The sequence below is a fragment of the Psychrobacillus glaciei genome, assembly GCF_008973485.1.
Taxonomy (GTDB): Bacteria; Bacillota; Bacilli; order Bacillales_A; family Planococcaceae; genus Psychrobacillus; species Psychrobacillus glaciei.
The window spans coordinates 2371009-2397066 of the sequence record NZ_CP031223.1 but is presented as its reverse complement, the minus strand read 5'-3'; the positions used below and the strand labels follow the sequence as shown (position 1 = coordinate 2397066).

At 35.1% G+C, this 26058-nt stretch carries 26 protein-coding genes and 1 pseudogene; 22 read left to right on the top strand and 5 right to left on the bottom strand.

Annotated elements, in window-relative coordinates; translation table 11 throughout:
• Positions 1 to 337 precede the first annotated feature (337 nt).
• The gene (locus PB01_RS11190; protein WP_151700275.1) at positions 338 to 892 is read right to left on the bottom strand and encodes a uridine kinase family protein; all 555 of its coding nucleotides are present in this window, start codon (positions 890 to 892) and stop codon (positions 338 to 340) included.
• A 318-nt stretch (positions 893 to 1210) separates the two neighbouring features.
• Between PB01_RS11190 and PB01_RS11185 the strand changes: the two genes are divergently transcribed.
• Entirely contained in the window at positions 1211 to 1705 is a 495-nt protein-coding gene (locus tag PB01_RS11185; RefSeq protein ID WP_151700274.1) for a GNAT family N-acetyltransferase, read from the top strand.
• A gap of 92 nt (positions 1706 to 1797) precedes the next feature.
• Here the strand turns inward: PB01_RS11185 and PB01_RS11180 are convergent, their stop codons facing one another.
• Positions 1798 to 2400 (bottom strand): hypothetical protein, encoded by a 603-nt coding sequence (locus PB01_RS11180; RefSeq protein WP_151700273.1) that lies wholly within the window; start codon positions 2398 to 2400, stop codon positions 1798 to 1800.
• Between the two features lie 214 nt (positions 2401 to 2614).
• Here PB01_RS11180 and PB01_RS21415 point away from each other — a divergent pair, with 214 nt between their 5' ends.
• The 7 genes from PB01_RS21415 to PB01_RS11145 all read left to right on the top strand — a co-directional run bounded on the left by PB01_RS21415 (position 2615) and on the right by PB01_RS11145 (position 8021).
• A complete protein-coding gene (locus PB01_RS21415) occupies positions 2615 to 3052 on the top strand; it encodes a nucleotidyltransferase domain-containing protein (RefSeq protein ID WP_225986019.1) in 438 nt (145 codons plus the stop codon).
• A 655-nt stretch (positions 3053 to 3707) separates the two neighbouring features.
• Positions 3708 to 3944 (top strand): DUF3977 family protein, encoded by a 237-nt coding sequence (locus tag PB01_RS11170; protein WP_151702035.1) that lies wholly within the window; start codon positions 3708 to 3710, stop codon positions 3942 to 3944.
• 71 nt (positions 3945 to 4015) lie between these two features.
• Entirely contained in the window at positions 4016 to 4798 is a 783-nt protein-coding gene (locus tag PB01_RS11165) for a serine hydrolase (protein WP_151700272.1), read from the top strand.
• Between the two features lie 76 nt (positions 4799 to 4874).
• Entirely contained in the window at positions 4875 to 5600 is a 726-nt protein-coding gene (locus PB01_RS11160; RefSeq protein WP_151700271.1) for an alpha/beta fold hydrolase, read from the top strand.
• 204 nt (positions 5601 to 5804) lie between these two features.
• Positions 5805 to 7037 (top strand): sensor histidine kinase, encoded by a 1233-nt coding sequence (locus tag PB01_RS11155; protein ID WP_151700270.1) that lies wholly within the window; start codon positions 5805 to 5807, stop codon positions 7035 to 7037.
• A gap of 220 nt (positions 7038 to 7257) precedes the next feature.
• Complete coding sequence (locus tag PB01_RS11150) at positions 7258 to 7617, top strand: DUF4183 domain-containing protein (RefSeq protein WP_192797345.1); 360 nt, start codon at positions 7258 to 7260, stop codon at positions 7615 to 7617.
• An 86-nt stretch (positions 7618 to 7703) separates the two neighbouring features.
• Positions 7704 to 8021 carry a DUF4183 domain-containing protein gene (locus PB01_RS11145; RefSeq protein ID WP_151700268.1) on the top strand — a complete coding sequence of 106 codons (318 nt, stop codon included), beginning with the start codon at positions 7704 to 7706 and terminating at the stop codon, positions 8019 to 8021.
• A gap of 569 nt (positions 8022 to 8590) precedes the next feature.
• Here PB01_RS11145 and PB01_RS11140 read toward each other — a convergent pair.
• Positions 8591 to 10246 carry an ABC transporter substrate-binding protein gene (locus tag PB01_RS11140; protein ID WP_151700267.1) on the bottom strand — a complete coding sequence of 552 codons (1656 nt, stop codon included), beginning with the start codon at positions 10244 to 10246 and terminating at the stop codon, positions 8591 to 8593.
• Between the two features lie 97 nt (positions 10247 to 10343).
• Here PB01_RS11140 and PB01_RS11135 point away from each other — a divergent pair, with 97 nt between their 5' ends.
• The 6 genes and pseudogenes from PB01_RS11135 to PB01_RS21935 form a co-directional block, all read left to right on the top strand.
• Complete coding sequence (locus PB01_RS11135; RefSeq protein WP_151700266.1) at positions 10344 to 11582, top strand: MDR family MFS transporter; 1239 nt, start codon at positions 10344 to 10346, stop codon at positions 11580 to 11582.
• A gap of 286 nt (positions 11583 to 11868) precedes the next feature.
• The gene (locus PB01_RS11130; protein ID WP_151700265.1) at positions 11869 to 12330 is read left to right on the top strand and encodes a GNAT family N-acetyltransferase; all 462 of its coding nucleotides are present in this window, start codon (positions 11869 to 11871) and stop codon (positions 12328 to 12330) included.
• Positions 12331 to 12465: 135 nt separating this feature from the next.
• A complete protein-coding gene (locus PB01_RS11125; protein ID WP_151702034.1) occupies positions 12466 to 12774 on the top strand; it encodes a PadR family transcriptional regulator in 309 nt (102 codons plus the stop codon).
• Complete coding sequence (locus tag PB01_RS11120; protein ID WP_151700264.1) at positions 12756 to 12962, top strand: DUF2812 domain-containing protein; 207 nt, start codon at positions 12756 to 12758, stop codon at positions 12960 to 12962. The genes PB01_RS11125 and PB01_RS11120 overlap by 19 nt, the downstream gene beginning before the upstream one ends.
• Before the next feature lie 107 nt (positions 12963 to 13069).
• Positions 13070 to 13342, top strand: coding sequence for a hypothetical protein (locus tag PB01_RS11115; protein WP_151700263.1), 273 nt, complete (start codon positions 13070 to 13072; stop codon positions 13340 to 13342).
• Positions 13343 to 13383: 41 nt separating this feature from the next.
• A pseudogene (locus PB01_RS21935) lies at positions 13384 to 13569 on the top strand (DUF2812 domain-containing protein); the annotation flags it as partial.
• 476 nt (positions 13570 to 14045) lie between these two features.
• On the opposite strand, the gene PB01_RS11105 reads toward PB01_RS21935, so the two are convergent.
• Positions 14046 to 14747, bottom strand: coding sequence for a ZIP family metal transporter (locus PB01_RS11105; protein WP_225986018.1), 702 nt, complete (start codon positions 14745 to 14747; stop codon positions 14046 to 14048).
• 124 nt (positions 14748 to 14871) lie between these two features.
• On the opposite strand from PB01_RS11105, the gene PB01_RS11100 reads away from it, so the two are divergent.
• The 5 genes from PB01_RS11100 to PB01_RS11080 all read left to right on the top strand — a co-directional run bounded on the left by PB01_RS11100 (position 14872) and on the right by PB01_RS11080 (position 21956).
• Positions 14872 to 16521, top strand: a complete 1650-nt coding sequence (locus tag PB01_RS11100) for a methylmalonyl-CoA mutase family protein (RefSeq protein WP_151700261.1) — start codon at positions 14872 to 14874, stop codon at positions 16519 to 16521.
• Positions 16508 to 18667 (top strand): methylmalonyl-CoA mutase, encoded by a 2160-nt coding sequence (gene scpA, locus PB01_RS11095; RefSeq protein ID WP_151700260.1) that lies wholly within the window; start codon positions 16508 to 16510, stop codon positions 18665 to 18667. Before PB01_RS11100 ends, scpA begins: the two co-directional genes overlap by 14 nt.
• Positions 18667 to 19761 (top strand): methylmalonyl Co-A mutase-associated GTPase MeaB, encoded by a 1095-nt coding sequence (meaB, locus tag PB01_RS11090; protein ID WP_225986017.1) that lies wholly within the window; start codon positions 18667 to 18669, stop codon positions 19759 to 19761. The genes scpA and meaB overlap by 1 nt, the downstream gene beginning before the upstream one ends.
• 40 nt (positions 19762 to 19801) lie before the next feature.
• Positions 19802 to 20242 carry a BrxA/BrxB family bacilliredoxin gene (locus PB01_RS11085; RefSeq protein ID WP_151700259.1) on the top strand — a complete coding sequence of 147 codons (441 nt, stop codon included), beginning with the start codon at positions 19802 to 19804 and terminating at the stop codon, positions 20240 to 20242.
• Between the two features lie 355 nt (positions 20243 to 20597).
• Positions 20598 to 21956 (top strand): IS4 family transposase, encoded by a 1359-nt coding sequence (locus tag PB01_RS11080; protein WP_151700258.1) that lies wholly within the window; start codon positions 20598 to 20600, stop codon positions 21954 to 21956.
• Positions 21957 to 22725: 769 nt separating this feature from the next.
• Here the strand turns inward: PB01_RS11080 and prli42 are convergent.
• Positions 22726 to 22821: a stressosome-associated protein Prli42 gene (gene prli42, locus PB01_RS11075; protein ID WP_151700257.1), complete on the bottom strand. Its 96-nt coding sequence runs from the start codon at positions 22819 to 22821 to the stop codon at positions 22726 to 22728.
• Between the two features lie 126 nt (positions 22822 to 22947).
• Here prli42 and mce point away from each other — a divergent pair, with 126 nt between their 5' ends.
• The 3 genes from mce to PB01_RS11060 are packed head-to-tail and all read left to right on the top strand — an operon-like array spanning position 22948 to position 26041.
• Positions 22948 to 23358 carry a methylmalonyl-CoA epimerase gene (gene mce / locus PB01_RS11070; RefSeq protein WP_151700256.1) on the top strand — a complete coding sequence of 137 codons (411 nt, stop codon included), beginning with the start codon at positions 22948 to 22950 and terminating at the stop codon, positions 23356 to 23358.
• Between the two features lie 4 nt (positions 23359 to 23362).
• Entirely contained in the window at positions 23363 to 24910 is a 1548-nt protein-coding gene (locus PB01_RS11065) for an acyl-CoA carboxylase subunit beta (protein ID WP_151702032.1), read from the top strand.
• 18 nt (positions 24911 to 24928) lie between these two features.
• Positions 24929 to 26041, top strand: a complete 1113-nt coding sequence (locus PB01_RS11060; protein WP_151700255.1) for a M20/M25/M40 family metallo-hydrolase — start codon at positions 24929 to 24931, stop codon at positions 26039 to 26041.
• Positions 26042 to 26058: the final 17 nt, after the last annotated feature.

Genomic DNA, 26058 nt, shown 5'->3' with positions numbered 1-26058 from the left:
CAGTGTAGCTCTTTTTTATTTAGGCTATGTTAAAGGTAAAAGTTGATTTAATAATGGACTTAAAAAATGAGCTTGGAAATGTATCTCCAAGCTCATTCTATTTTGATGTGCTTTTTTACTAGAGCACCCGTTAGCCATCCATGAAGCGCAAAAACCAGCGCTTCACCATAGAGAATGAAAATGGTTAGAGGAGTCAATACTAGTAGTCCACCGAAATCAATAGACTTATTAATATCCGCTCTCCTCTTTTTTTACGATTAAGCAGGGTTCTTCTTAAGTATTGTCATTTTTCTTTTCTTGAAGAAATTAATTTTCATAGTAGCTCAATAAGAAAATGTTAATTTATTAACCATTTCCGTACAACATCTATTGAGTTTTTACTAGTATTGGAACCGTTTATGATTATATCCGCGTACCATTTTGTAGGTTCAACAAACTCATTATAACGATGTCTTACTACATCGAGATATTCCGAAGAAATTTCATCAAAGCTTTCTTCGTTAATATCTCGTTTTAATCTCCTGACTAATCTCTCATCTGAAGGGCAATCAACAAATATCTTCAAATCAAGTTTCTCTCGAATTTCTTCAAAAAACAAGACCATTAAGCCTTCAACAATAACAACATCAAACGTTTTAGATGATATTAAATGATTTATATCTCTATGTAGCTTGTCAATATCCACAGAAGTAGGATGGTCGTAATCATCATATTGTCTTCCATTGTATGGAGCATTTACTTTCGGTTTTACTTCTTTAAAGTAATCATCAGTAGATAAGGTTTTAACTTTTAATGCATCTAAATTCTTCGCCAAATTACTGCAATAAGTGGTTTTTCCACTACCTGAACCACCTGATATTCCAATAACAATACCACGGTCTATTTTTCTCATTATGGTCTCCTTTACTGCTAAGTTCTTCTCAGTCCTTATTGAACTAAACTGTGCCGTTAGTTTAAGTACATTCTTTCACAAACTCTTTATATTTTAACATAAATATCCATTTTTTTGTATATATGCAGGGTAGTTGTCATAATACCATTTTACGCAAGATCAACCTTTACCTTTAATAAAGCCTTTATTTTTACAAAAAGAATGTCTCTCCAAGGAGAAAGATAGGATTTTGTGTTATGTCCTAATAATCTGAATTCTATAATATTTATTGATGTGATAAAATAAAAAGACTAGCTGTTCGATAAAGGGGATAAAGACATGATAATAAGAGAAATGCAATTGTCAGACATAGAAAGCATCAGAGCTATTGCAGCACACACTTGGAAGGATACATATAGTAAGTTTATTCCGAAAGATATACAAGAGAAAGTTCTAAAAGACGCTTATTCTATGGGAACGATGGATAATAGATTTAAGTCCTCTATTATGTTGGTTGCTGAAAGTAAGAAAGAAATTATGGGATATGCTTTTTTCTCTGGCGATTTATCGAGTAAAGACGTATTTTTAGAGTCCTTATATGTTCATCCAAATCACCAAGGAAAAGGAGCTGGAAAACAGCTCTTATTAACTGGACTTTCAAATTTCAAAGAACCGCTTAGCTTATCTTTAACAGTTTATAAAGGAAATCCAAATATCGCTTTTTATGAAAGAGAAGGATTCAAGGTAATAAAAGAGAATAAAGGCGATTTTTATGGACATCCATTAGTCTTTATATTAATGAAAAAGAATTTAAAAAATAATGATCCTGTGTAAGACACAGCTTAAAATAATTCATAATCGTGTTGAGAATAGTTCCGCACTTGGACCCAATTAAAAGGACCATTATTACTAAAAGAAACCTTTCTTTATTTAGCAGATAAAGCAGGATGCTCCCAGTAACTATCAGCAATAGCTGAGAGATTTTCTGCTTTAAAGTTGTTAAAGTTTATTTTATTTAAAGTTTCTCTACTCATTAGTACTATCATAACATCTTCATTTCCCACGTTCCCATAACGATCTGTAAGTGGGGCTTGGACGATTAATGTAGCTTGAGTAACCTCTTCTTGTGATTTCATTGCCTTCATAAATTCTACTGTATTGTACAGAAAAGAACGTTTCGAGGATTTTGCAGATTTAACTTTTTCCTCCAATGCAATAGCTTCAACTACACCACTTTCAAATCTAGACGAAAGGACAGCCTTTTCTTTCTCTACGTATGTCGTTCCAAAATTCTTCATGATTATTTCTGCTGCAACTACTTCTGGCGTCTTATTTTTTTGTGACATTTTTTCTTTCAGTTCTTCTCTTTCCATTTTCTTGTAAAATGATGAGTCAGTGACTTCGACTCTATCTGTTTCTACCTTCTCAAGACGATTAACTATATTTTCAAAAATTCCAATCCCTAAAATTAAAACTATTAAAATAAACCACCAGCGTTGATAAAAATGTTGTTTCATTTTATCTGCCAAAGTAAATCTCCTTTCGTAATTGGAACCTATCTACTATTTTATGCAAGCTTGAAAGTAAAATATGTCTCGTAATGGTCCTAGATTACAATAGTTGAATATATCAATGATCATAATTACAGTGAAAATGATATAAAATTGTCCCTTTGTAAGACACAACTTCGAAATAATTCTGTATACTTCAGATATTAATTACTTTTTAAAGAGGTGAGTCATAATGGTTTTAGAGGAAGCATTAGAGGCAATTGTAAGTAGTTTAAAGAAGGACATAAGGTCTCAGGCAATTTTTTTAAAAGGGTCAATGGGGCGAGGCGAACAAGACGAGCATTCCGATATTGATCTGTATTGTTTAGTGAACGAAGAAGATGAAGAAGAATTCCTTCAAAGTAGGCTCTACCATTTAGAGTCTTATAATAAATTATTATTTCATGATAGTATCTTCATAGTTGCCCCACAGATTCTTGCGGTCTATGAGAATTTAGTACATGTGGATCTGTTTACGGTGACAGAACATACATATATCGAAAAAGATTTTTTGAAAGTTCTTTACGATCCAAACTATAAAATGGAGAAATACAAGCAGACCCAGAATCTGGAATTATCTGACCAAGAGTTTCAGGATGCAGCCGATGATGTCGCTTGGTTCCTTTTTTAATATATAAAATCATCTTCACGAGGTAATGATATATGGTCAGTCAGTATGCTTCACCAAGTCATGACACATCTATCGAGAGTTTTACTACATAGGTATAATCCGAACAGGGCACAATTGGGATTGAAAACAATTGAAACTTCTCTTCATGAAGAAATTGTACTTGAATTTAAGCAAATCTATGAGTATATAAAACCTCAAGAGCACAAGCAGGCAGTGAAGTTCATATGTGAATTGTTATCAAGACAAACGAAATGGGTTTTCTCCGTAGTAGCACAACCTGAAAAGATTAAGCCATTGTGGGAACGGATGGTTTCTTCCTTCTCCTAAAACCAAAAAAGATATTCCTCATTTGAGATACATCTGAGTTTATTTAAAAGATTGTAGTTTTGAAGCATTTAGTTTATTAGCATATTTTAGTCTAGGTTTATTGGCGGTACTTGCACTGACATATACAATGTTTATCTTCCTTTATAAAAGAAATAGCCACCATTCCTACCAAAGTAAGGTGACTATTTTTTATTGGTCATAAATTTGGTTAGTTGTTATCTATGCGGCATATAGTGCATTTTTATATGGCTGACAAATCCGAATGGTTCTTGAATTGTGAAAGTCCTAGGGAACTTGTAAGTTAGTTTACATTATGGAGGAGGTTATTCTGAAATTTATTGAATTTGGAATAGGAAACACGTGGATAATTAGGACGGAAACAGAGTTAGAAGATGGCACTGAATATGAAGAAAAAGGAATTAAGGGACCGATAAAATTCTACTCTTTATATATAAGAATTTGGATCGGTAAAACCGTTGTAATAGCGGATTTAAAAGAAGGATTTAAAAGCCAAAAGAAAAATCGTAACGAATTTAAAGTTATATTTGGTATGGTCAGTAGTTAAATTTTGTTTCGCAACCGCTTGAAGAAGGGGTAACTTATTAGTTAGATTAAATAGTGAGGTGAGGTTTTAACATGCAGAAAGTTCTTGAGAAATTAAAGGAAATAGAATCAGGTGAGGTAGGAATTATTATTTATTCTACTTTAAAACACGATATAGTTTTGGCTTTAAATAAAAGTTTATCAGTACCCCTTGCTTCTGCTTCTAAAGTAGCAATTGCTTTTTGTATCGCGAAATTAGTTGAAGAAAGACACTATAAATGGAGTGACATTGTTGAAAATGTTATTTTCAATCCAGAAGAGGATAGTAAAGTAGTATTTCCTCACTTTCAAAACAGAGATAGCTTGGCACTCCAAGATGCAGTTGAAGTGATGATAGCCTGCCACGATAGTTTCATTGCGAACAGAATTGTTGAATTTTGTGGTGGATGGGAAATGGTAACCCGAAAAATAAATTCAGATTTTAACAATATCAATATTATTCAAAATCCAAGAGACTTGGATAACAATGGTGAGTTGAGTCAGATGTTAGAAATATTAAGATTGATATTTCAAGGATACAAAACTAATCCAGCGTTATGGACTCCAATTATGAATGGTTTAGTAAAGCAACGAGGTGAAATAGAAGGAATACCAAGCAATTTCTTAAATCATATGACGGGTGGATTAGATAACGTTGTAGTTGATATTGGAATAATAGGTGAGTTCTCTCAAAATCCACTATTATATGTTTTGGGGGCAAAGGATTTACCTAATCGTTACAAAGAGAAATTGGCAGATGAAATAATTATAGATGCTATGAAATTGCTTTATGTTGCGTATTGCAATCAGGAAACTAAGTCTAAAAGTTTACTTTAATTGGTGTATTGCTTCAGCGAGTAACATTTTTAAGTTATCTTTCTTATACAATAAAAAAAGAGAGGAGCAGAATAAAATGACAAAAGAGATGTTTATACAAATTAGTGATTTTAAACTGTTCGCTAAATTGATTGGGAAGAATAATGGTAAACCAACAATTGTGATGGACGCCGGATATGGAGATTATTCTAAAACTTGGGATTCGATTATCTCCGATATTTCAATGCTAACGGAAGTGCTAATCTATGATAGAGCTGGAGTAGGGAAGAGCGAAAAAAGTTCTAACCATAGAACAAGCAGTGTGATGATACAAGAATTGAACGAACTTCTTAAAAAGACAAAAATAAAACATCCATACATATTAGTTGGCCATTCTTTTGGTGGACTGAACACGAGGTTATATGCTTCTGAATATCCTAAAGAGGTTTGTGGATTAATATTAGTTGACTCAACACCAGAAGAGTATAGAGAAAAATTTCTGCCAACGATGTCAAAAGAGTTTCAAGAAGCATATAACAAACAATTTGTATACGAAAGTAACTATGATGAATTTATAGAAAGTTTAAAACAAATTAAAGAGTCAAGAAGGAAATTAAATATACCCTTGATTGTTCTTTCAGCGGGCAAAAAAGCTCATTATTCTAAAGAGTCTCAGGAATTATGGCATGAAATGCAGAAAGGGATATTAGAAATATCCACAAACAGTGAATTCATTATTGCTGAAAATAGTGCACATTATATACAAAATGATGAACCAAAAATAGTTATAGAGGCAATAAAACGAATGATTGAAAAATACTAATTATTACTGGAATTAGTCATGCCTTTTTGTTCAAGAAAAGGAAAACCGCAAAATTCTTCTCTATAAATATTATATATATGATATAATTTTCTCATTGTAAATTTTCATATATTTATTTCAATATTATCGTAACCTTTGATGAGGTAGACAGAAGTCAAAATCTCCTAGTACCGATAATTTTTTTAGGAGAGAGGAAGAAATCTTTTGTTAGAAACATTTTTAATCAATATTTTATTTATAGTTTTTCCGGTTCTTCTGACCGTAGTCTTTTTGGATAATATTAAGGAAAGTCATTCTTCACTTTTTCTCCTTTTTTTCACTCTTTCAATGTTACTATGTATGATTTATCCAATTAGATTGGAAATTGGATTTATATTTGATTTGAGGTATGTTCCGTTTATTATAGTTGCTCTTTATGGTGGCTATAAAAGGTTACTTCCGCTTTATATCATATTGAATATATATCGATTGGTAATCGGAGGAGATGGTCTCGTACTGTCTTTCGCTTATTCAACAGTCATTTTTATTGCCTTGCCAATGATAAAACACCGATTTATGAGATATAATACAAAGAATCGAATAATGACAGGAGTTATCGCAGGTGTGATGATCATGGTTATTTATTTGCTCCAATTGTCCTTATATTTTGAAATTCTGACGAGAGAATATTGGACATTAGCTTTTTATGCAGTGACCACTCATGGATTTGTCATAGCCATTAACTTGATTATGATTGAAAAAATCATTTCTAATATTAAAAAACGCGAAAATTACCTTCGATCGGAACGGCTGCATGTCATGAGTGAACTTTCTGCAAGTGTCTCCCATGAAATTAGAAATCCTTTGACTGTGACGAAAGGATTTCTACAATTATTGCATGTATCGAAAAATATCACGGGTGAGGATAAAGTATATATCGATTTCTCTTTACAAGAATTGATTCGAGCGGAAAATATATTAAATGATTATTTGGCATTTGCTAAACCTCAATCAGAGTATATGGTCCATTCTGATTTAAAGGAAGAGGCTGAATATGTAAAGAATATATTAATGCCGCTTGCTATATTCCATAATGTTGAAATTGTATGTATTTTATCTAATTCCTTGAAGAAAAGATTTGACCAAAATCAGATGAAGCAATGTTTGATTAACTTATTAAAAAATTCAATAGAAGCAATGAAGGAAGAGGGAGGGACTCTTACCATACAAGTGATTGAGAAAGGTAAGAATATTGTCATCCGTATTCAGGATGAGGGTATAGGGATGACGAAAGATGAAATCCTTCAATTAGGAAAGCCGTATTATTCTAACAAAAAAGAAGGAACTGGTCTTGGAATGCTAATGGTATATGGAACTATTAGCAAAATTAAAGGGAAAATTGATGTACAAAGCAAAATAGGAGAGGGAACAATCTTTACAATTACCATTCCAACATAAAGTATAGAAAAAGGATGTGCACACTCGCACATTCTTTTTTTATTTACATTAGTTTTGGAATGATCATATAGCTTAACTTTCTTTTAGCTTGGAATACCATATGTATTGTTAGTTTCGTGAGACAAACTCTTTTTCTGCTACTTTTAATAAAAAAATTTAATAAACACAATCAGATAATCTTCTATCGCAATATATTATGAATAAAGAGAGGGGAGATAATATGTGTGAACACGAAGAGCCTAAAAAGCATCCTCCATTAAACGGGGATCTATTTAAAATTAGTATCATTCCAACAGTGAAAAGGTATTTTTATATTCCAAAATGTAATATTCATTTAGAGAATGGATCAACTATTCCATCTAATCTATTTATAAATGATGAAGGAAAACAAACAATTAAATTCACGCGTTTTATCCCAAATGGATATATTAACCTTTATGTTAACGGTGTAATGCAAGAAGGGAAACTGTATGTGTTGCATGCAAATTATTTAACTTTATATCCTATTCATTCGATAATTTTAGCAGGTACTCCTATTATTGTTGAATCTTTGGGGTTTAATGCGAAGATTACATTATAATATTTATTTAGATTTATAGTGTTGCAGGCCCTAACATTTTATAAAATCTAGCATTAACTATAATGTAATGAAAGGAGGTGAAACAAATGGCACTTTCCTTAATCAACATTCATGTGAATGTCTCCGCTACTTCGTCAAGATTTTTCGATGTATTAACAGCTCCTTTAGTTGTTACTAATGGAACAAAAATTCTTGCAACTGCCTTCCTAAATGATAGTGGGGTTGCTGTAACTACTTTTCCAGCTGTAACAAATGGTTACTACAATTTCTATCTAAACGGTGTGTTACAAGAGGGTGGTTCATATACCATCTCTGAGACAGAATTGACCTTTAATGTCGCTGGTACTATCGCTGCTGGAACACCTCTAGTAGTAGAAGCTGTGGAGTTAGCAACTGTAATCTAACTGAACTAAAGTTCATTTAAATTATGGTGAAAGTTTAACTCCTTAATATCAAGTAGTGAACGGAGTATTTTGACTTTCCTTAATGCTAAATTTGAACTGAATTGGATGTTTGGGAGAACAGAAACTCCGTTCGCAACCACTAAATGTTTTTTTCATTACAGTCTTTTTACCACTTTGCACTAGCCGCTGCAGAGCAAGAAGAATTTAATTTAATGGAGCGGCTGCTTAGTGTTCTTTCAATTCCATACGCACATTCTCCTGAACAGGATGATTACTCAACGCTGCCTGCTTAATCAAAAGATATTTACCAAACCTTTTGTGGGACATTAATAGATATAATGTGCAACAATCAGTTGCCGCTTGTGTTTAGCGTTGCGGCAGATTATATTGCGCAAAACGTATTCTATGTTACAGGTATTCAATTAAGTACAGACTTTTTAAAATGAGGGGATAAACAGCGATTTTCTGAGAAACACCCGGGATTTTCTGAGATACATTTGAGATCTGGAGCACTTTTCCTAAAATTCGCTCGATCATAATCGGGTGCCTTTTATTTATCACAAAATCTCTTATACTTCTTCTATTTTCGGACGTACCCAAAGTTTTGAAAAATCCACATAGCCAAAATGCTTTATTTGAATATTCATTAGATCCTTAGTGAATGGGATTTGCCGTTTACAGTAGTATATTGGAATAATAATAGAATTCTCAACTAGTTCTTTTTCTACTTTTAGATTAAGAGCAGTCCATTTTTCAAATGGAGTGTGTAGGTATTCCTCTAAATAAGAATTTGATTTTGTGTCTTTTTTTAGGATACTAGCTAATTTCGAGTACCCATTTAGTAGGAAATAGAAAAATGAAAAGTTTTGATTCAATTCGAACACTTCCTCGTGAATAAAGAGATCAACATCCTCATTCTCTTCGTTGTTGAAAACTGTATCCTTAAATGAAACCCGTTTTGTTACTATTGGAATCCCTTCTTGTTCCAATATATTTTTTAGCCACATGGTTGTATTTTCCGTATAGTCCACCAGCTTTAATACAAGTGGCTCCGAAAAAATTGGTTTTTTCACTTCTGAAATAGTCAGGCTCTTACTTTCTCCAATAAGGCATCCATGGTGATTTGGCAATTTTCGTGAATCTACTTGATTGATCTCATGTCTGTTTTTTGCAATAATATAGTGCAAATAATCACGAACTTCCTTGTGTTGTATCGAAGTGTTTCGAAAACTATTCATGATTACTACACCAAAACCAAAATCACTTTCTACTTGAAAAGTGGTGTGAGTTTCTTCTTGTACGGAGGATCGATACACTACGTCGAATTCCTTGGGTACTTGCACGAATTCCACAACATCTAGTAAAGGTCTTTCTCCAAAATATTCTTTAAATGCTGCTAAAGTCGTTTTCTTTTCATTATTATCTTCTAAGTAAAAACAACCTGTACCGAGCACTTCGGTATTATTTTCTTTATATATACTAGCGTTCATCGTTCCAAGCATTTGCAAACAATAACTGCATCCATCAGGGAAATAAATATCTAATACTAATGGAGCTACTACATTTATGTTTTTTATTGGTTTCCACAATTCTCGATACTGCGGGTAATTGCGTAACTTATTTAAACAAACGATTACATCTTTTGCTGTTAATATAGAACCATCGTGGAATTTAATGTCTTTTTTCAAATACATTCGAATGTTAATAGGGGTAATATCCCAGCTATGTGCGAGTTCAGGTGCAATAACTCCTTGTTCATCGACTGTAACTAAACGATTAAAAAGATTAGCTACCAAGCTGGCACTACTTACATCTGCGGCTTCTAAAGGGTGAATCGTCAGGAATGGGTTTCTTTTTGGAATAACGAGCTTATCATTTGTTGTTTGGACGTAACCAAATTTTGACCGAAACTTATTCATTAAACGAAGTTTGCTATCTGGCGACCAATCTAATACTAAATACTTACTACTCAACTCTACTGGGGCTTCTTCAATCATTTTTGTTACTTGTTCTTCAAATATAGTTTCCACATTTTTGAGCCAATTTAATGTCGATAGATTTCCTCTTCCACGACCAGAGGTAAATGTAAGCCAGCCTTCTATTGCCCATTTTTGTATATATCGAGCTGTCTGCTTAAGACTTAAATCCAATACTTTAGCTAACTCTTCTTGTTTAATATTACCGGAAGGGACTTCTCTCCATAAAGTTAATAAGTGTTTCTCCATAATAATCTCCTTTAAAAGGGGACATATATATTTAAATTGTCCATTTTTCAATTTCTACGTCTAGTTTAATATACATAAGACAGAGGAGGTTGACAACATGACTTGGATAAACTATCCACAAAATATCAAAGTTCGCTTAATTACATCTTTTTTTAATCGTGCGGTATCATCTTCCGTGATGCCATTTATGGCGTTATTTTTTGCCCACGAAATGAGCAAAATTTGGGCAGGGCTCTTTTTAATATGTACCGTAATTATTAGTTTTTTTGTAAATTTAATCGGGGGTTATATTTCTGATCGATTTCCACGGAAACGAGTATTGGTATTTACTTCATTTTTTAGTGCTTTGATGTTTCTAATGATGACGATGAGTTTATTTCCTCGAGAGAAAATTATTTGGCTTTTCGCTTCGGCTTATGTAGCTTATATCATTACTAGTAGTCTTGGTAGGCCGGCGATGAATGCTATTATTATCGATTCCACAACCCCTGAAAATAGGAAAGAAGTGTATGCGGTTGATTATTGGCTTATAAATTTATCGATGGCGATTGGTGCTGCACTAGGTGGCTTGCTATATATAAATCACCAAATTGAGTTGTTTGCGATGCTGACGATAACCTCTATAAGTGTACCTATTGCTTATAAAATTTGGCTGATCGATGAGCAAACAAGTCGTTATGAAAAACAACATAATAATGTTTTTCTTGATTTGGTTCAAAATTATAAAGTGGCATTTCAGGATCGACCATTTGTCAAAGTAGTGCTTGGTACGATGTTTATCATGGCAGCAGAATTTTCTTTGAATAGTTATATCGGGGTTAGATTAGCGGAAACGTTCAAAGGCGTACGTATTGGAGAATTTGAGATCGTAGGCGTACGAATGTTAAGTATTCTCAATATAGAGAACATGTTGCTAGTTGTTTGCTTCACATTTTTGATTAATAAATTCACGGATCGTTTCAGGAGGCAAAAAGTATTGCTAGTGGGACTTATTATTTATAGTGTTGGTTATGTTACGGTCACATCAGCGAACACATGGTACATACTAATTCTGTTCAACCTTATTGCAACAATCGGTGAATTAGTCTACTCACCAGTACGTAATGCCGAGCAGGCGAATATGATCCCTGCAGATAAAAGAGGATCTTACTCCGCATTTTCGAACATTTCATTTAGTGGAGCAGACTTAATTGCACGTTCTACAATTATAATTGGTGCGTTTTTAATCCCTACGATGATGTCTGTTTATATAGGTGTTATTTTGATGTTTGGTATCTTCCTTTTGTATTCTGGGTTGTTTATAAGAAGAACTATAAACACAAAGATATCGTTCTAAACAATTCGATTTTTCGTTTGAAAGATCGATTAAATTGTATAATAAAGGATTTAGTGAAGTGTAAAAAAACAACTAGCTTAAGGCAACTCTAATATACAAGGAGTTTGTTTATGAAAAAATTCTTGTTTTGATGAGATCTATTATTTGTTTGGTTGTTCTAACAGATATGAAATATTCATAAATAATTTACACACAATAGACTGCGAAACAAAGGAATTGTTATGTACTATATAGAATATTTAATTGAACTAAAGATATAGAAAAAACTTTCTTAGGGGGATGAAAAATGAGTACAAACATAGCGTCGGAAATTTCAATTGTTAATTCACTAAATAAATTAGATTGGGAAGAATTAGCGCAACTTTATGTAGATGTTAAATGGGACAGTTTTCCAAAGGATAAGCTTCAAAAAGCATTTAATGCTAGCTATTTAGTTTCGCTTGCTTATTTAGATGAAAGGCTAATTGGATGTGGAAGGGTTATTACAGACGGAGTTTTCTATGGGAGTATTTACGATGTAATTGTACACCCTGATTTTCAAGGCATGGGAATAGGCAATAAAATAATGACGGATATTTTAACTAAATGTAGTGATATTTTCTTTCTCCAGCTCACTGCTACACATGGTAGAGAAGGATTTTACGAGAAGTTGGGTCTACGAAAACATAAAACGGCGATGGGGAGATATACGCATCCTTCACCAGAGAAAGAGTACTTAGAAGAACTAATTGAAGTAGTGAAAAAATAGAAAAATATAATTGTAGAAAGAAGACTTTCCATAAGTCTTTTTTTCTTTTAGCAATATGTCACGGTATGATACAGCCGAGGTGTGACATAAAAAAGTGGTGAAGTAGTGGATAAAGTAATTAAGAAGTATGTGCCAATGACGGAAACTGCCTTTTATATATTACTTTCATTAACAGAGCCAAGACATGGTTATGGAATTATTAAACGAGTAGAAGAGATGACAAATGGTCGAATTACACTTGGATCTGGAACGATTTATGGAACCTTAACTAAAATGCAACGGGATGAAATTATTACAATTTATGTGGATGAAAAACGTAAAACGATATATGAAATTATGGATTTAGGAAAGCAACTTATGCAAGAAGAAATGAAGCGATTGAAAGAATTACATCACAACGTATTGTATTTCGAGAAGGACGTTCAATGTTCAAAAAGAATGTGAAGTGGTTATGGAGCTATAATATTGAAAAAACGGAGCAGTGGCTCACTGAAATGATGAAAAAAGGTTGGCATTTAACAAATGCAAATCGTTTGACACGAACATCTAGTTTCGAACAAGGCAAGCAAAATAATATGACATATCGCATTCAATATAATCCAAAGAATCGTTCTTTCCCTACAAGATTGTAGAAAGAAAGTTGGTCCCTTGCTTTCACTATTGAAAAAAGGATATTTTTACCAAATGATGAGTCGGTTATTCAGTTATATCCATCAAGGGGTACGTTAGTGAAGCGAAATTGAACGCATGCATATGTTACGAGTTCGCTAGCGATTATCTATGTTTTTATCACATTGGAACACTGCTTGTATTTGGAATACTTGATCCAATCATTGGAGAAGGGAAAGCTTTTTCAAATCATTTTTGGATACTTTTACTTTTATTTACTGGAATTATTGCAGTAGCTAGTTTTGCTATTTACGTGTTTAGTACTTATCGAAGTTTTGAAATTCGAGAGATGGATTCGATGATTAACTCAATTTCAACTGGGAAAAAACACCCAAATGTATAGCCGGTTGGATGTACAAATTATAGGACACGAAAAATTGGCTTGAACAACTTTCGAAAGAGGGATATGAACTCGAAAGCGTAAGTACTGCGTTTTTTACGTTCAGAAAAACGAATCCTATCACTATTAAATATGAATGCATGTTTGAATTTAAAGTCGATCCCTCCTATTTTGCAACGCACAAAGAACTTGGCTGGCAGCTTAAGTTTTCCTCCAATTTACATTGTTAAATTATTCGATTTGGGCGATGCATTATGAAAATGAGGAAGGAATGCCTTTATTCTCGTACGACAAGTTGGAACAACGACAATCAATAATACATGGGTTTAAAATGGGTATTGGAATGAGTATATATCATCCTAATTCTTTCCTTTTCTATTTATACGAGTACTTTAGTTAAAGATGAGCCATTTCTTTCTTGGAGCTTTGTTGGAGTCGTTAGGGGATTACTACTTGCATCTTTTTTATTATGGTCATATCAATTCATACGAATTTTGATTATTTATCGAAAGAGTATGAATGCTCTCGAAAAATAACTTTTGGTTAAATAAAAACGTGGAAAATGAATGCTCAGCTCATTCTCTGTTTTTTTTATTTATAAAAGCAATAGTATTAGAAATCATACTTTTATTTATTGAAAGACTAATTCTAATAATGTAGAACTTTATTGTCTATTTTAGTGCACTTTAAATATGATGACTCTTTCTCAAAACAACAAATGAAAGACAACACTTAAAAGATAACCAATTAATACAAACACTATAACCATCCAATTTGGCACGATACGAACATTAGGTAGAATAAATTCCTTTATACTTGTAATGGCAATCATCCCAATAGATACTCCTAAAAGTACACTTTGTGCTTTTATACTGAGATTTACGTGATCTCCAATCCAAATAAATGCACTAAAACAGATAGATAAACTAATGAAACAAAGAAATAATCCCTTTATCTTCTGCCCTTGTGAAAGAAATACGGAAGTAAGTGCGAAACCTTCTGGGATATGGTGCAGGATGGTAGAGGTTGTAATAGAAACGGCGAATGTAGAATCTCCTAATAAGTTTCCGATAGTTAAACTCAATGGAATCGTATGTATGCAAAGTGCGATTGTAAGCACGTAGACAGATGGTTTATGTTGACCAGAGGAATGGAGCGATTTGTTCATTAGTAGTAGAAATATATAACCGATGAGTACACCTAGAATGATTCCGGGTGATTTATATACGCTAAATGCTGAGGGAATTATATCCAGCGCGAGTAGTCCGACTAAAAACCCCCCACATAAAAGTGCTAAACCTTCATTGAAGCTGCGAAATACTTTAGCTACTAGCCAAGCAATGCCACCACCTATACTAACACTGGAAAAAAGAAATCCTCCAAGAATTAATGCGTTCAATTTCATCATTCTCCTACCTAAGATTGTTTATAGTCCTATCTACAAAATATATGCATATTGTTTATAGGTATGAGCATGTGTAAAATGAAATTAGTACGAATGATTTTTACAAGGGGGAAGCGAAAGCGTTCATATGACTATACATAAGATGAAGGAAACGACATTTAAAGAAGCTACGCTTGCAGAATGGGAGCAAGTTGCGATTAAATCCTTAAAAGGTAAGACACTTGAATCACTTTCTACAAAAACATTAGAAGATATTATTTTGAAACCGCTTTATTCTTTAGCAGATTTTGCGGATATACCTGTAAATCAAATAGAAATTATTAGACAAGCTACCACTAATGCGAATTGGTTAGTATCTCAAATTTCTATAGGCAACTCAAGTGAAGAAGTTCTTGCTGAAATAAAAGAATCACTTGAGAAAGGTAATGATGTGATTCATTATACGTTGCAAAATAGCCACGCTTGGGAAGCTTCCCAATTAGAAGAATTACAATCATTAACTAAAATATATCCAGTCTATTTGGATATAACAGCAAATCAAGCCTTTTTACATAATTTTACTGATCTGAAAGGCTGTGTTATAGGCGCAAGTACAAACGATATATCGAATACACGTACTTTTTTCTTAGATGGAACTTCCATTCACAATGCTGGAGGAGACGCGGTGAGTGAGCTGGTTAGTGTACTTGTACAGGCTGATGTAATAGCCACCGAAAAGACAATCGATCAAGTCGAGGGAAAAGCATTTGTTCAATTTTCGGTGGACAGTAACTTCTTTATGGAAATTGCGAAAATTCGTGCGTTCCGTGTACTTTGGCAAGCATTTGGCGAAGCGTATGGAAAGACCGAAATTTCAGCAATTCCCGTTCATGCGGAAACATCATTACGTTCTTTTTCTGCACTTGATCCGAATGTGAATATTCTTCGAGCAGCGAATAGCGCTTTAGCAGCGGTTTTAGGTGGTGCAGATAGCGTAACAACGCATCCTCATGATCTATTAACTGGTGTCAATCAAACCTCTAAACGAATTGCACGAAATATGCAACTAGTCCTAAAAGAAGAAACGCATATCGGTCGCGTATTAGATGCAGCTGGTGGATCTTACTATTTAGAAACATTAACAAAAGAGCTTGTGGAAAAGGCATGGACATTATTTTTAGAGTTAATGAAAGAAGATACGTCGGCAGTAAGAGAAGCAAAACTTCATGAGCGAGCAGCTATCAAATGGGAGCAGCAATTAGAAGCACTTTCAAAACGCAAGAAATCCTTAATTGGTACAAATAACTATGCAAATCCGGAAGATGAATTGGATTCAGAAATTATATCGACAGATTACAAGCGTTTAGCAGAGCCTTTTGAATTGTTGCGAAAAGCGTTTAAAGCGAATTCTTTAAACGCAGCTATTATTCCTTATGGCGTATTAAAAGAATACAAACCTCGAATGGATTTTGTGAGTGGGTACTTAGTATCGCTAGGAATCTCACCAGTAGTGGCACAGGAAAACTTAAAACCTTTTGATCTTCAAAAATGGATTGATGAACAACATATCAATTATGTCGTGTTTGTTGGAAATGATGAACAAACAGCTGGACTAGTACCCGCACTTTTAAACGAAAAATTATCTGTGCCAATGGATGTAGCAGGGAAATTTGACGAATATGAAGACTGGCTAGATGCTGGGCTATCTGGACGTATTTTTGCTGGACAATCTCTTTTAGATAAAGGAAAAGAACTTCTAGCACTTGCCCAAGGGGGGAATTCACATGACAACGCCTAATTATTCAGCCGTATCGATTGAGAATTTATTAAAGAAATCTAGTATCGAAGTAAAAGAAAAAGCATCTTCTTTTTTAACAAATGAGGGTATTGAGTTAAAGCCTGTATATGATGAAGCTGATCTCAGCCTAGTGAAACATTTAAATGACCTTCCAGGCATTGCGCCAAATACACGTGGACCATATCCAACGATGTATGTGGCAAAACCATGGACGGTTCGTCAGTATGCGGGTTTTTCTACTGCGGAAGAAAGTAACGCTTTCTATAGAAGAAACTTAGCAATGGGTCAAAAAGGTCTGTCCGTTGCGTTCGACTTAGCGACACACCGAGGCTATGATTCGGATCATGAACGCGTTACTGGGGATGTAGGTAAAGCGGGAGTTGCAATCGATTCGGTGGAAGATATGAAGATATTATTCAATGGAATTCCACTCGATCAAATGTCAGTATCAATGACGATGAACGGTGCAGTACTACCAATTCTATCATTTTACATCGTGACTGCAGAAGAACAAGGGGTATCTCCCGATCAACTTGCTGGAACGATTCAAAATGACATTTTGAAAGAATATATGGTTCGAAATACTTATATTTACACACCTGAAATGTCGATGAAAATTATTGCGGATATCTTTGCTTATACAGCAAAAAAAATGCCGAAATTCAACTCGATTTCGATTTCGGGCTACCATATGCAAGAAGCAGGAGCAACAGCAGACATCGAGCTTGCCTACACATTAGCGGATGGTCTGGAGTATGTTCGAACAGGTTTAAAAGCGGGTATTGAAATTGATTCATTCGCACCGAGACTTTCATTTTTCTGGGCAATTGGTATGAATTACTTCATGGAAGTAGCAAAAATGCGAGCTGCTCGAAGAATTTGGGCACAAATGATGTCTAGCTTCGATCCTAAAAATCCAAAAACTTTAGCATTGCGTACACATTCACAAACTTCTGGTTGGAGTTTAACCGAGCAAGATCCATTTAATAACGTAACGAGAACTTTAGTAGAAGCAAATGCAGCTGCAATGGGGCATACCCAATCACTTCATACAAATGCGCTAGACGAAGCAATTGCACTTCCAACGGATTTCTCAGCACGAATTGCACGGAATACACAGTTATTCCTGCAAGAAGAAACGAGTATGACAAAAGTAATCGATCCATGGGGTGGTTCGTATTATGTAGAAACACTTACGAACGAGTTAATGGAAAAAGCTTGGGCGCTCATCGAAGAAATCGAAGAACTTGGTGGCATGGCAAAAGCAATTGAAACTGGCCTTCCGAAAATGAAAATTGAAGAAGCAGCAGCGAAAAAGCAAGCACAAATCGACTCCTCGAAAGAAATTATTATCGGGGTGAACAAATACCGATTAGAACAAGAAGATGCAATTGATATTTTAAATATCGATAATTCAGTAGTTCGACAAAAACAGATGGAACGTTTAGCAAAAGTAAAAGAAAATCGTGATGAAAAAGAAGTGCAAGAAGCCCTAATTACATTAACCGAAGCAGCTAGAACAGGTAACGAGAATCTATTAGCAGTTGCTGTGGATGCTGCTAGAAAACGTGCAACGATTGGAGAAATTTCGGATGCAATTGAAGTAGTAGCTGGAAGACATAAGGCGGTGATTCGTTCCGTGAGTGGAGTGTATAGTGCGAACTTTAATGATGCAGATGAAATCGAAGCAGTGAAACAAATGTCGGAGGATTTCCTAGAAAACGAAGGGAGACGCCCGCGTATTTTAATCGCGAAAATGGGTCAAGATGGACATGACCGTGGTGCAAAAGTGATTGCAACTGCGTTTGCTGATTTAGGATTTGATGTGGATATTAGCCCTTTATTCCAAACACCGGCAGAAACTGCTCAGCAAGCGGTGGAAAACGATGTACATGTTGTAGGAGTAAGTTCGCTTGCTGCCGGGCATATGACATTAGTTCCTGCTTTACGAGAAGAACTAGCTAAACTAGGTAGAGAAGATATTTTAATCGTTGTTGGAGGAGTTATTCCTGCTCAAGATTATGTATTCTTACGTGAAAATGGTGCATCTGCAATTTTCGGACCCGGAACAGTTATACCAGTAGCAGCACAAAAAGTAATCGAAGAAATCTATAAACGATTAGGTTATGAGGAAGTGGAAGGCTAATGGCTGAAACAGATAAAACAAACCAATCGACGATGCATGTGATGAGTGGGATTAAATCTCAGCATGATGGAATGGGAAAAGCTTCTGTAAAGAAGTTTTCGAAAAAGAGTGCACTAGTTATTGATCAGGAGGAATATCTCCGTGAAATTCAAAAGGGCTCTAGGCTTCATTTAGCAAAAGCAATCACTTTCGTAGAAAGTACAGTTAGTGATCAACAAGCTATTGGTCAACAATTACTCAAATCATTATTAAGTCATACAGGTAACAGTATTCGAATTGGCATTACTGGTGTACCGGGTGCTGGAAAAAGTACATTCATTGAAGCATTTGGAATGATGTTATGCGACCTAGGTTATCGCGTAGCGGTTCTTGCTATTGACCCTAGTTCAACCCTAACAGGTGGAAGTATACTTGGTGATAAAACACGGATGGAGGAGCTTGCAAGGCATCCAAATGCTTTTATAAGACCTTCTCCAACTGCTGGGACGCTTGGTGGTGTTCATAAAAAGTCGCGAGAAACGATGCTTTTATGCGAAGCAGCAGGTTATGACATTATTTTAGTAGAAACAGTTGGCGTTGGACAAAGTGAAACGATTGTACGAGGAATGGTTGATTTCTTTCTACTTCTTGCACTAACTGGAGCTGGTGATGAACTACAAGGAATGAAAAAAGGTATTATGGAGCTTGCAGATGCCATAGTGGTCAATAAAGCAGATGGAGCAAATGAGAAATTAGCTAAGAAGACAGTAGCAGAATATAAACAAATTCTACACTTTTTAGCCCCATCTTCCCCATACTGGAATACACCTGCTTTGGCGGTTTCTTCCTTATATAAGTCTGGTCTAGACTCGGTTTGGGAGACAATCCTAATTTTTAAGAAAGAAATGATTGAACAAAACGCTTGGCAATACAGAAGAAAAGAACAAACGGTTGATTGGTTCAATTCGATGATAGTAGATCGTTTATATAGAGACTTCTTTTCATCAGTAGAAAAGAAAGAAACAATGGCACAATTAGAAAGTCTAGTGAGGGATGAAAAAGTAACGGTTTCACAGGCAGTGGAAGAGTTATTTTCCTCGAATTCTAAGCAATAATCTGCTAAGATAAAAATAGTTTGGAAAGGAGCGTTTAATTATGAATATGGATTTTAATTTATTGATGAATGATATGGTTATGCAGGCTCGTGGAGAAATGGAAACAAGTGGTTATGAGCAATTAACATCACCGGAGGAAGTAAATACTGCATTTGCTCGTCCAGGTACAACTCTAGTAATGATTAACTCAGTTTGTGGATGTGCAGGAGGAATTGCTCGTCCAGCAGCAGCAAATGCTGTTCATTATGATAAAAGACCAGATCATCTTGTAACTGTTTTTGCAGGTCAGGATAAATTAGCTACACAACAAGCTCGCAATCATTTTGGTGATGAACATTTACCTTCTTCTCCATCATTTGTTTTATTAAAAGACGGAGAAGCTATTGCAGAAGTTGGTCGTCACGAAATAGAAGGACATGATCCAATGTCTGTTATTACACATATCCAAGCGTTGTTTGAAGAACATTGCGAAGAGATTTAAAGGAAAAAAAGATGCCTCAATTGTAGGCATCTTTTTTTATATTAAATCATGTCAATTGAATATCATATTTTTTCCAACTAATACATTTAGGTAAATGTACGATTATTTTTCTGTCTTACTTTTTATATAGTGCGCAACATGTAATCTAAATAGTAACAACTGGGCTTTAGCGCTCTGGTATTCGCTTTCCGCGGGCGTTGCCTCAGCCTCCTCGCTTCGCTGTGGGGTCTTCGGCTAACGCTATTCCCGCAGGAGTCTCATACCCATAGCCGTGTACTTAAGCTAATTCAATTATTTTTCATAATAAGTGCCTCTTTTAAGTTAGTATTAAAACGACAACTTAGAGGAGGCTTTTATGTACAATCAACATAATTTATATTTAAAAGAATGTTTTCAACTTTTTCTACCTAAAAATATTGAACAACTAGCGAAGGAAACAGGATTTATTAAACGGGAGCGGCAATTTTCAGCTTCCGACTTTTTATCACTTGTCTTTCGACAAAATGCTAATCTTGTTCAGCCCTCATTAAATAATTTATGCCACGATTTAGAAAAACATCATATAAATATTACTAAATCAGGTTTAAATAAACGATTCACTACTGAAGCTGTCGACTTTTTTAAGGCCCTATTTGACCGTCTATTTCAATATCAACTTCAGGCGCCATTGGCTGAAATGAAATTAAAGAAAGATTCCCCATACAAACGGATTCGAATTATCGATAGTACAAGCTTTAAACTCCCTAAATCAAATGAAAATGAGTATAAAGGAACGAGAGATGCTGGTGCTAAAATTCAATTTGAATTTGATTACTTAAGTGAGAAATTACTTTGGTTTAATTTAGATGAAGGGAAATCCGCAGACAGTCCCGCAGGATTCGAACGACTAGCTAGTTTAGAAAAAGGGGATTTATTCTTGCAGGATTTAGGTTACTATCATTTGGATTTATTTGAACAAATTCATCAATCTGAAGCCTTTTATCTTTCAAGAGCTAGAATGGATTCGCAGTTCTTTGTAGAGGTTGATAATCCACCTCGTCATCCAGATGGTTCCTTTATTGAAAACCAACGCTATCAGCGTTTATACATGGAAGAAGAATTAAAAACATTACCTAGGGGACAATATCGAGAGTGGAATCAAATTTATGTGGGAAGACATAAAAAAATGCCCACACGTTGTGTTATTTATCGCCATGATGAAGTGCAAGAAGCAAAAAATATAAACAAAAGAATTAGAAGTTATCAAAAAAAATGCCGCTCTATTCCAAAAGAAAATGTAGCTGCACTTTCTGGACTAACTATTTACATAACTAATTTACCACCTACTATTTCCGTTGAAAAAATAACTCAGTTATATCGTGTTCGATGGCAGATTGAACTTCGTTTTAAAACATGGAAATCCCATTTGAAAATCCATCAAATAAAAGACATGAAAATGGAACGTTGGTTATGCCACGTATATTGCCAATGTATTGTCATGCTGTTAAGCATGATAACCACAGGTTTTATTCGAAAGGTAGTTTGGAAAACATTAAATAAATTTATTAGTGAAGATTTAACGATCCGTATGATTTCTAGAATGATAAACCGACTCGTTTTAGAAAGCAAAAAAAGTGCACGAAGCTGGAGTTTGTTCTTTAAGAGTCTTATTCCTACCACAGAAAAATTCAACTTAAAATCGACAAAGCCAGAACCACACACTCTATTTGTTTGATTAAATTCACAAAAAATCCAAATTAAAGGTAGTTGGAAACTGCTTTATTTTGGGTTTATTTGTTATGTTCTTTTTTTAGAACATATCTTATTCTAACCTCAAAACACTCATTTGCAACATTAAATTTCTCGAAAAATAGTAAAAACATATAATTTGAAACTTACTATTCTTCTTAAGTACACGGCTATGGTCTCATACCGCCGCGCTAAATCCACATAATGTAGTATTATTCTTTAAAATAAATACCGATAAGTGAATAAGTTAAAAACACGCTTTGAATGTGACCACTGTCTCTTAATATAGCTTTTACTTGGTATGAGATGACACTTATAAAGTGTACACTACATAAATTGCACATAACGGTAGTTATCTTGCGATTAAAGCGTGGTATCTTTCGATTAGTAAAAAGTGGCATCTTCTTATGATAGAAAGCACCTATCCTATGGTAACGAGTCCCTTTATGAGCTTTTACACGACGGCACACACAGAATAGTCAACAAGCTACGTTGATTATAGCGGAGGGGAGGCGACTCCAGCCGGATGAGTGAGACAGATGAGCAATCGCAGGCGAACGCGTAGCGTCGGCGATGGCTCATCGCTCACCCGGCGGAAAGCGTCCGCCCTGTAGCGAAAATCCTAGCGGTCACATAATAGAGCCTCTTTAGTGCGCACTATATCTAAAAAGCGAACTTAAAAGCCGTTGTTTTGTTTCATTAATTTCATTAAAAACAGCGGAAGCATTTAATTGCCTCCGCTGTTTTTAATGAAATTACAAGATAAAGCTTAATCCGAATAGTAATGAAGACATAACCATGATTAATACCATTAAATATACGATAACTTTACGAAATTTTTGATTGCCCATGAACTACACTCCTTTAACAATTACTTTTATTTTATCAAATTCGAAAAAAAGCACAAGAGGTAGCGATTTTTTTTTGAAATATGTACAATAGAAGATATAGTCTAAATATATGGGGTGTTGGGAAAAATGGAGAAAGTAGATCATATTGGTATTGCGGTAAAAAGTATTGAAGAAGCACTACCTTATTATATAGAAACATTAGGACTAAAACTTATACATATCGAAGAAGTTCCATCTGAGAAAGTACGAGTTGCTTTTATCGACAGTGGAAATTTGAACCTCGAGTTACTACAACCCCTTGATGAGACAAGTACAATTCATTCGTTCATCGAGAAAAAAGGGGAAGGCATCCATCATATTGCCTTTGGAGTGTCTAATATCCAAATCCGTTTAAATGAGCTAAAAGAAAAAGGGGTTCGGCTTATTCAAGAGACGCCTAAAGCTGGGGCACATGGTGCTCAAGTAGCTTTCATTCATCCAAAAGCTTCAGGTGGAGTTTTGTATGAATTATGTGATAAATCAGGGGGAGCGAAATAATCAGATGGATATATATGAGAAAATTAATGATCTTTACGATCGTAAACGTAAAATCGAGCTAGGTGGCGGTGACGCTCGAATTGAAAAGCAACATGAAAAGGGCAAGTTAACTGCTAGAGAACGAATTGATCTTCTTGTGGATAAAGGATCTTTTGTTGAATTAAATCCATTTATACAACATCGTACTGTAGATTTTGGTATGGATAAGCAAGAAGGACCTGGTGATGGGGTAGTAACTGGGTATGGGAAAGTAAATGGTCGTCCAATTTATTTATTCTCACAAGACTTCACCGTTTTCGGGGGAGCTCTTGGAGAAATGCATGCGTTAAAAATTGCAAATGTCATGGATTTGGCTGCCAAAAATGGTGCGCCGTTTATTGGTTTAAATGATTCGGGTGGTGCTCGTATACAAGAAGGTGTTGTTTCACTAGATGGTTACGGCCAAATTTTTTATCGCAATGCTATCTATTCTGGAGTAATTCCACAAATTTCGGTTATTTTAGGGCCATGTGCTGGTGGAGCTGTTTATTCACCTGCGATCACGGACTTTGTTTTTATGACCGATGAAACAAGTCAAATGTTCATAACGGGACCAAAAGTAATTGAAACGGTTACTGGTGAAAAAATTTCTGCAGAAGATTTAGGTGGCTCAAAAGTACATAATACGATTAGTGGTAATGCACATTTCCGTGGGAAAACGGAAGAAGAAGTTTTGGAAAGTGTGCGCTTGTTACTTAGTTATTTACCGCAAAGTTTTGAAGAGAAGGCTGCAATCGTTGAAGTGCCAAGTGAAAATGATGATCGTCCTGATTTAGCTGATATCGTACCATTTGAAGCAATTCGTCCCTATGATATACGCAAAGTAATTGACCAAGTTGTAGACACGGATTCTTTTTTGGAAGTACAAAAAGAATTTGCCAAAAATATTGTCATTGGACTAGCTCGCATTAAAGGAGAAGTTGTAGGGCTCGTTTGTAATCAACCAAAAGTAATGGCTGGTGGACTTGATATTGATTCAAGTGATAAAGCAGCCAGATTTATTCGATTCTGTGATGCATTTAATATCCCGATTATTACGTTTGAAGACGTTACAGGCTTCTTCCCAGGTATTAAGCAAGAACATGGCGGTATTATTCGTCATGGAGCGAAGATTTTATTTGCCTACTCAGAAGCAACAGTTCCAAAAATGACGGTTATTTTACGTAAAGCATACGGCGGTGCATATGTTGCATTGAATTCCAAATCTATTGGAGCAGATGTGGTGTTTGCTTGGCCTAATGCAGAAATTGCCGTAATGGGACCTCAAGGAGCAGCGAATATTATTTTTGCCCGTGAAATTGCAAACAGTGATAATCCCGAAAAAGTTCGTGAAGAAAAGATTGAAGAATATCGTGAAAAGTTTGCCAACCCATATGTGGCTGCATCCATGGGTATGGTGGATGATGTAATCGACCCTCGTGAAACACGTATTAAACTGATTCAAGCATTGGAAATGATGCGAAATAAAAAAGAATCACGACCAAATAAAAAACATGGAAATATTCCACTATAAAAGGAGTCTGAAAATAAGATGAATCGTCTAATAGAAGAATTTTTTGAACTTGTAAAAATCGACTCAGAAACAAAACATGAGCAAGTAATTGCACCTATCTTACTGGATAAATTGGAAGTATTAGGGTTTTCTGTTATCCAAGATGATTCTGCTGAAAAAAATGGACATGGAGCTGGAAACTTAATAGGAACGCTTAAAGGGACCAAAGCAGATGCAGATTCTATTTACTTTACGGTGCATATGGATACCGTTGTTCCAGGAAAAGGTATTCAACCTATTTTAAAAGAAGATGGCTATATTTATTCAGATGGTACAACCATTTTAGGGGCAGATGATAAAGCTGGAATTGCTGCTCTTTTTGAAGCAATCAGACGATTAAAAGAAGAAAATATAGAGCATGGGGATATTCAAGTAGTCATCACTGCTGGAGAAGAAAGTGGTCTTGTTGGAGCAAAAGAATTAGATCCTTCAATGCTTACAGCTAAGTATGGCTATGCAATTGATAGTGATGGAACAGTTGGTGGCATTGTCACTGCGGCTCCTTTTCAATCAAAACTTTGGACAACGATTAAAGGAAGAACCGCACATGCAGGAGTTGCGCCTGAAAAAGGTGTTTCTGCCATTACATTAGCTTCAAAGGCTATTTCAGCAATGAAACTAGGTAGAATTGACAATGAAACCACTGCGAATATCGGTCGTTTTGAAGGCGGACAAGCAACAAATATCGTGTGCGATGAAGTGCATATATTAGCAGAAGCTCGTTCGATTAATAAAGAAAAGTTAGATGCGCAAGTGGCACATATGGTGCAAGTATTTAAAGAAACTGCTGAAAAACATGGCGGTTCCGCCGAAACAGAAACACAGTTAATGTACCCAGGTTTCCGCTTTGAAGAAGACCATCAAGTCGTACAAGTTGCAAAACGTGCAGTTGAAAGTATTGGACGAACTGCCGATATTAAAACTAGTGGTGGAGGCAGTGATGCAAACGTCATTGCTGGATTCGGCATTCCCACAGTAATTTTGTCTGTTGGATATGAAGAAATTCATACAACAAACGAGCGTATGCCAGTAGAAGAGTTAGAAAAACTTGCAGATTTACTTGTTGAAATCGTGAAAGTAGCTGCAGAATAATTACCATAGGGGGTACT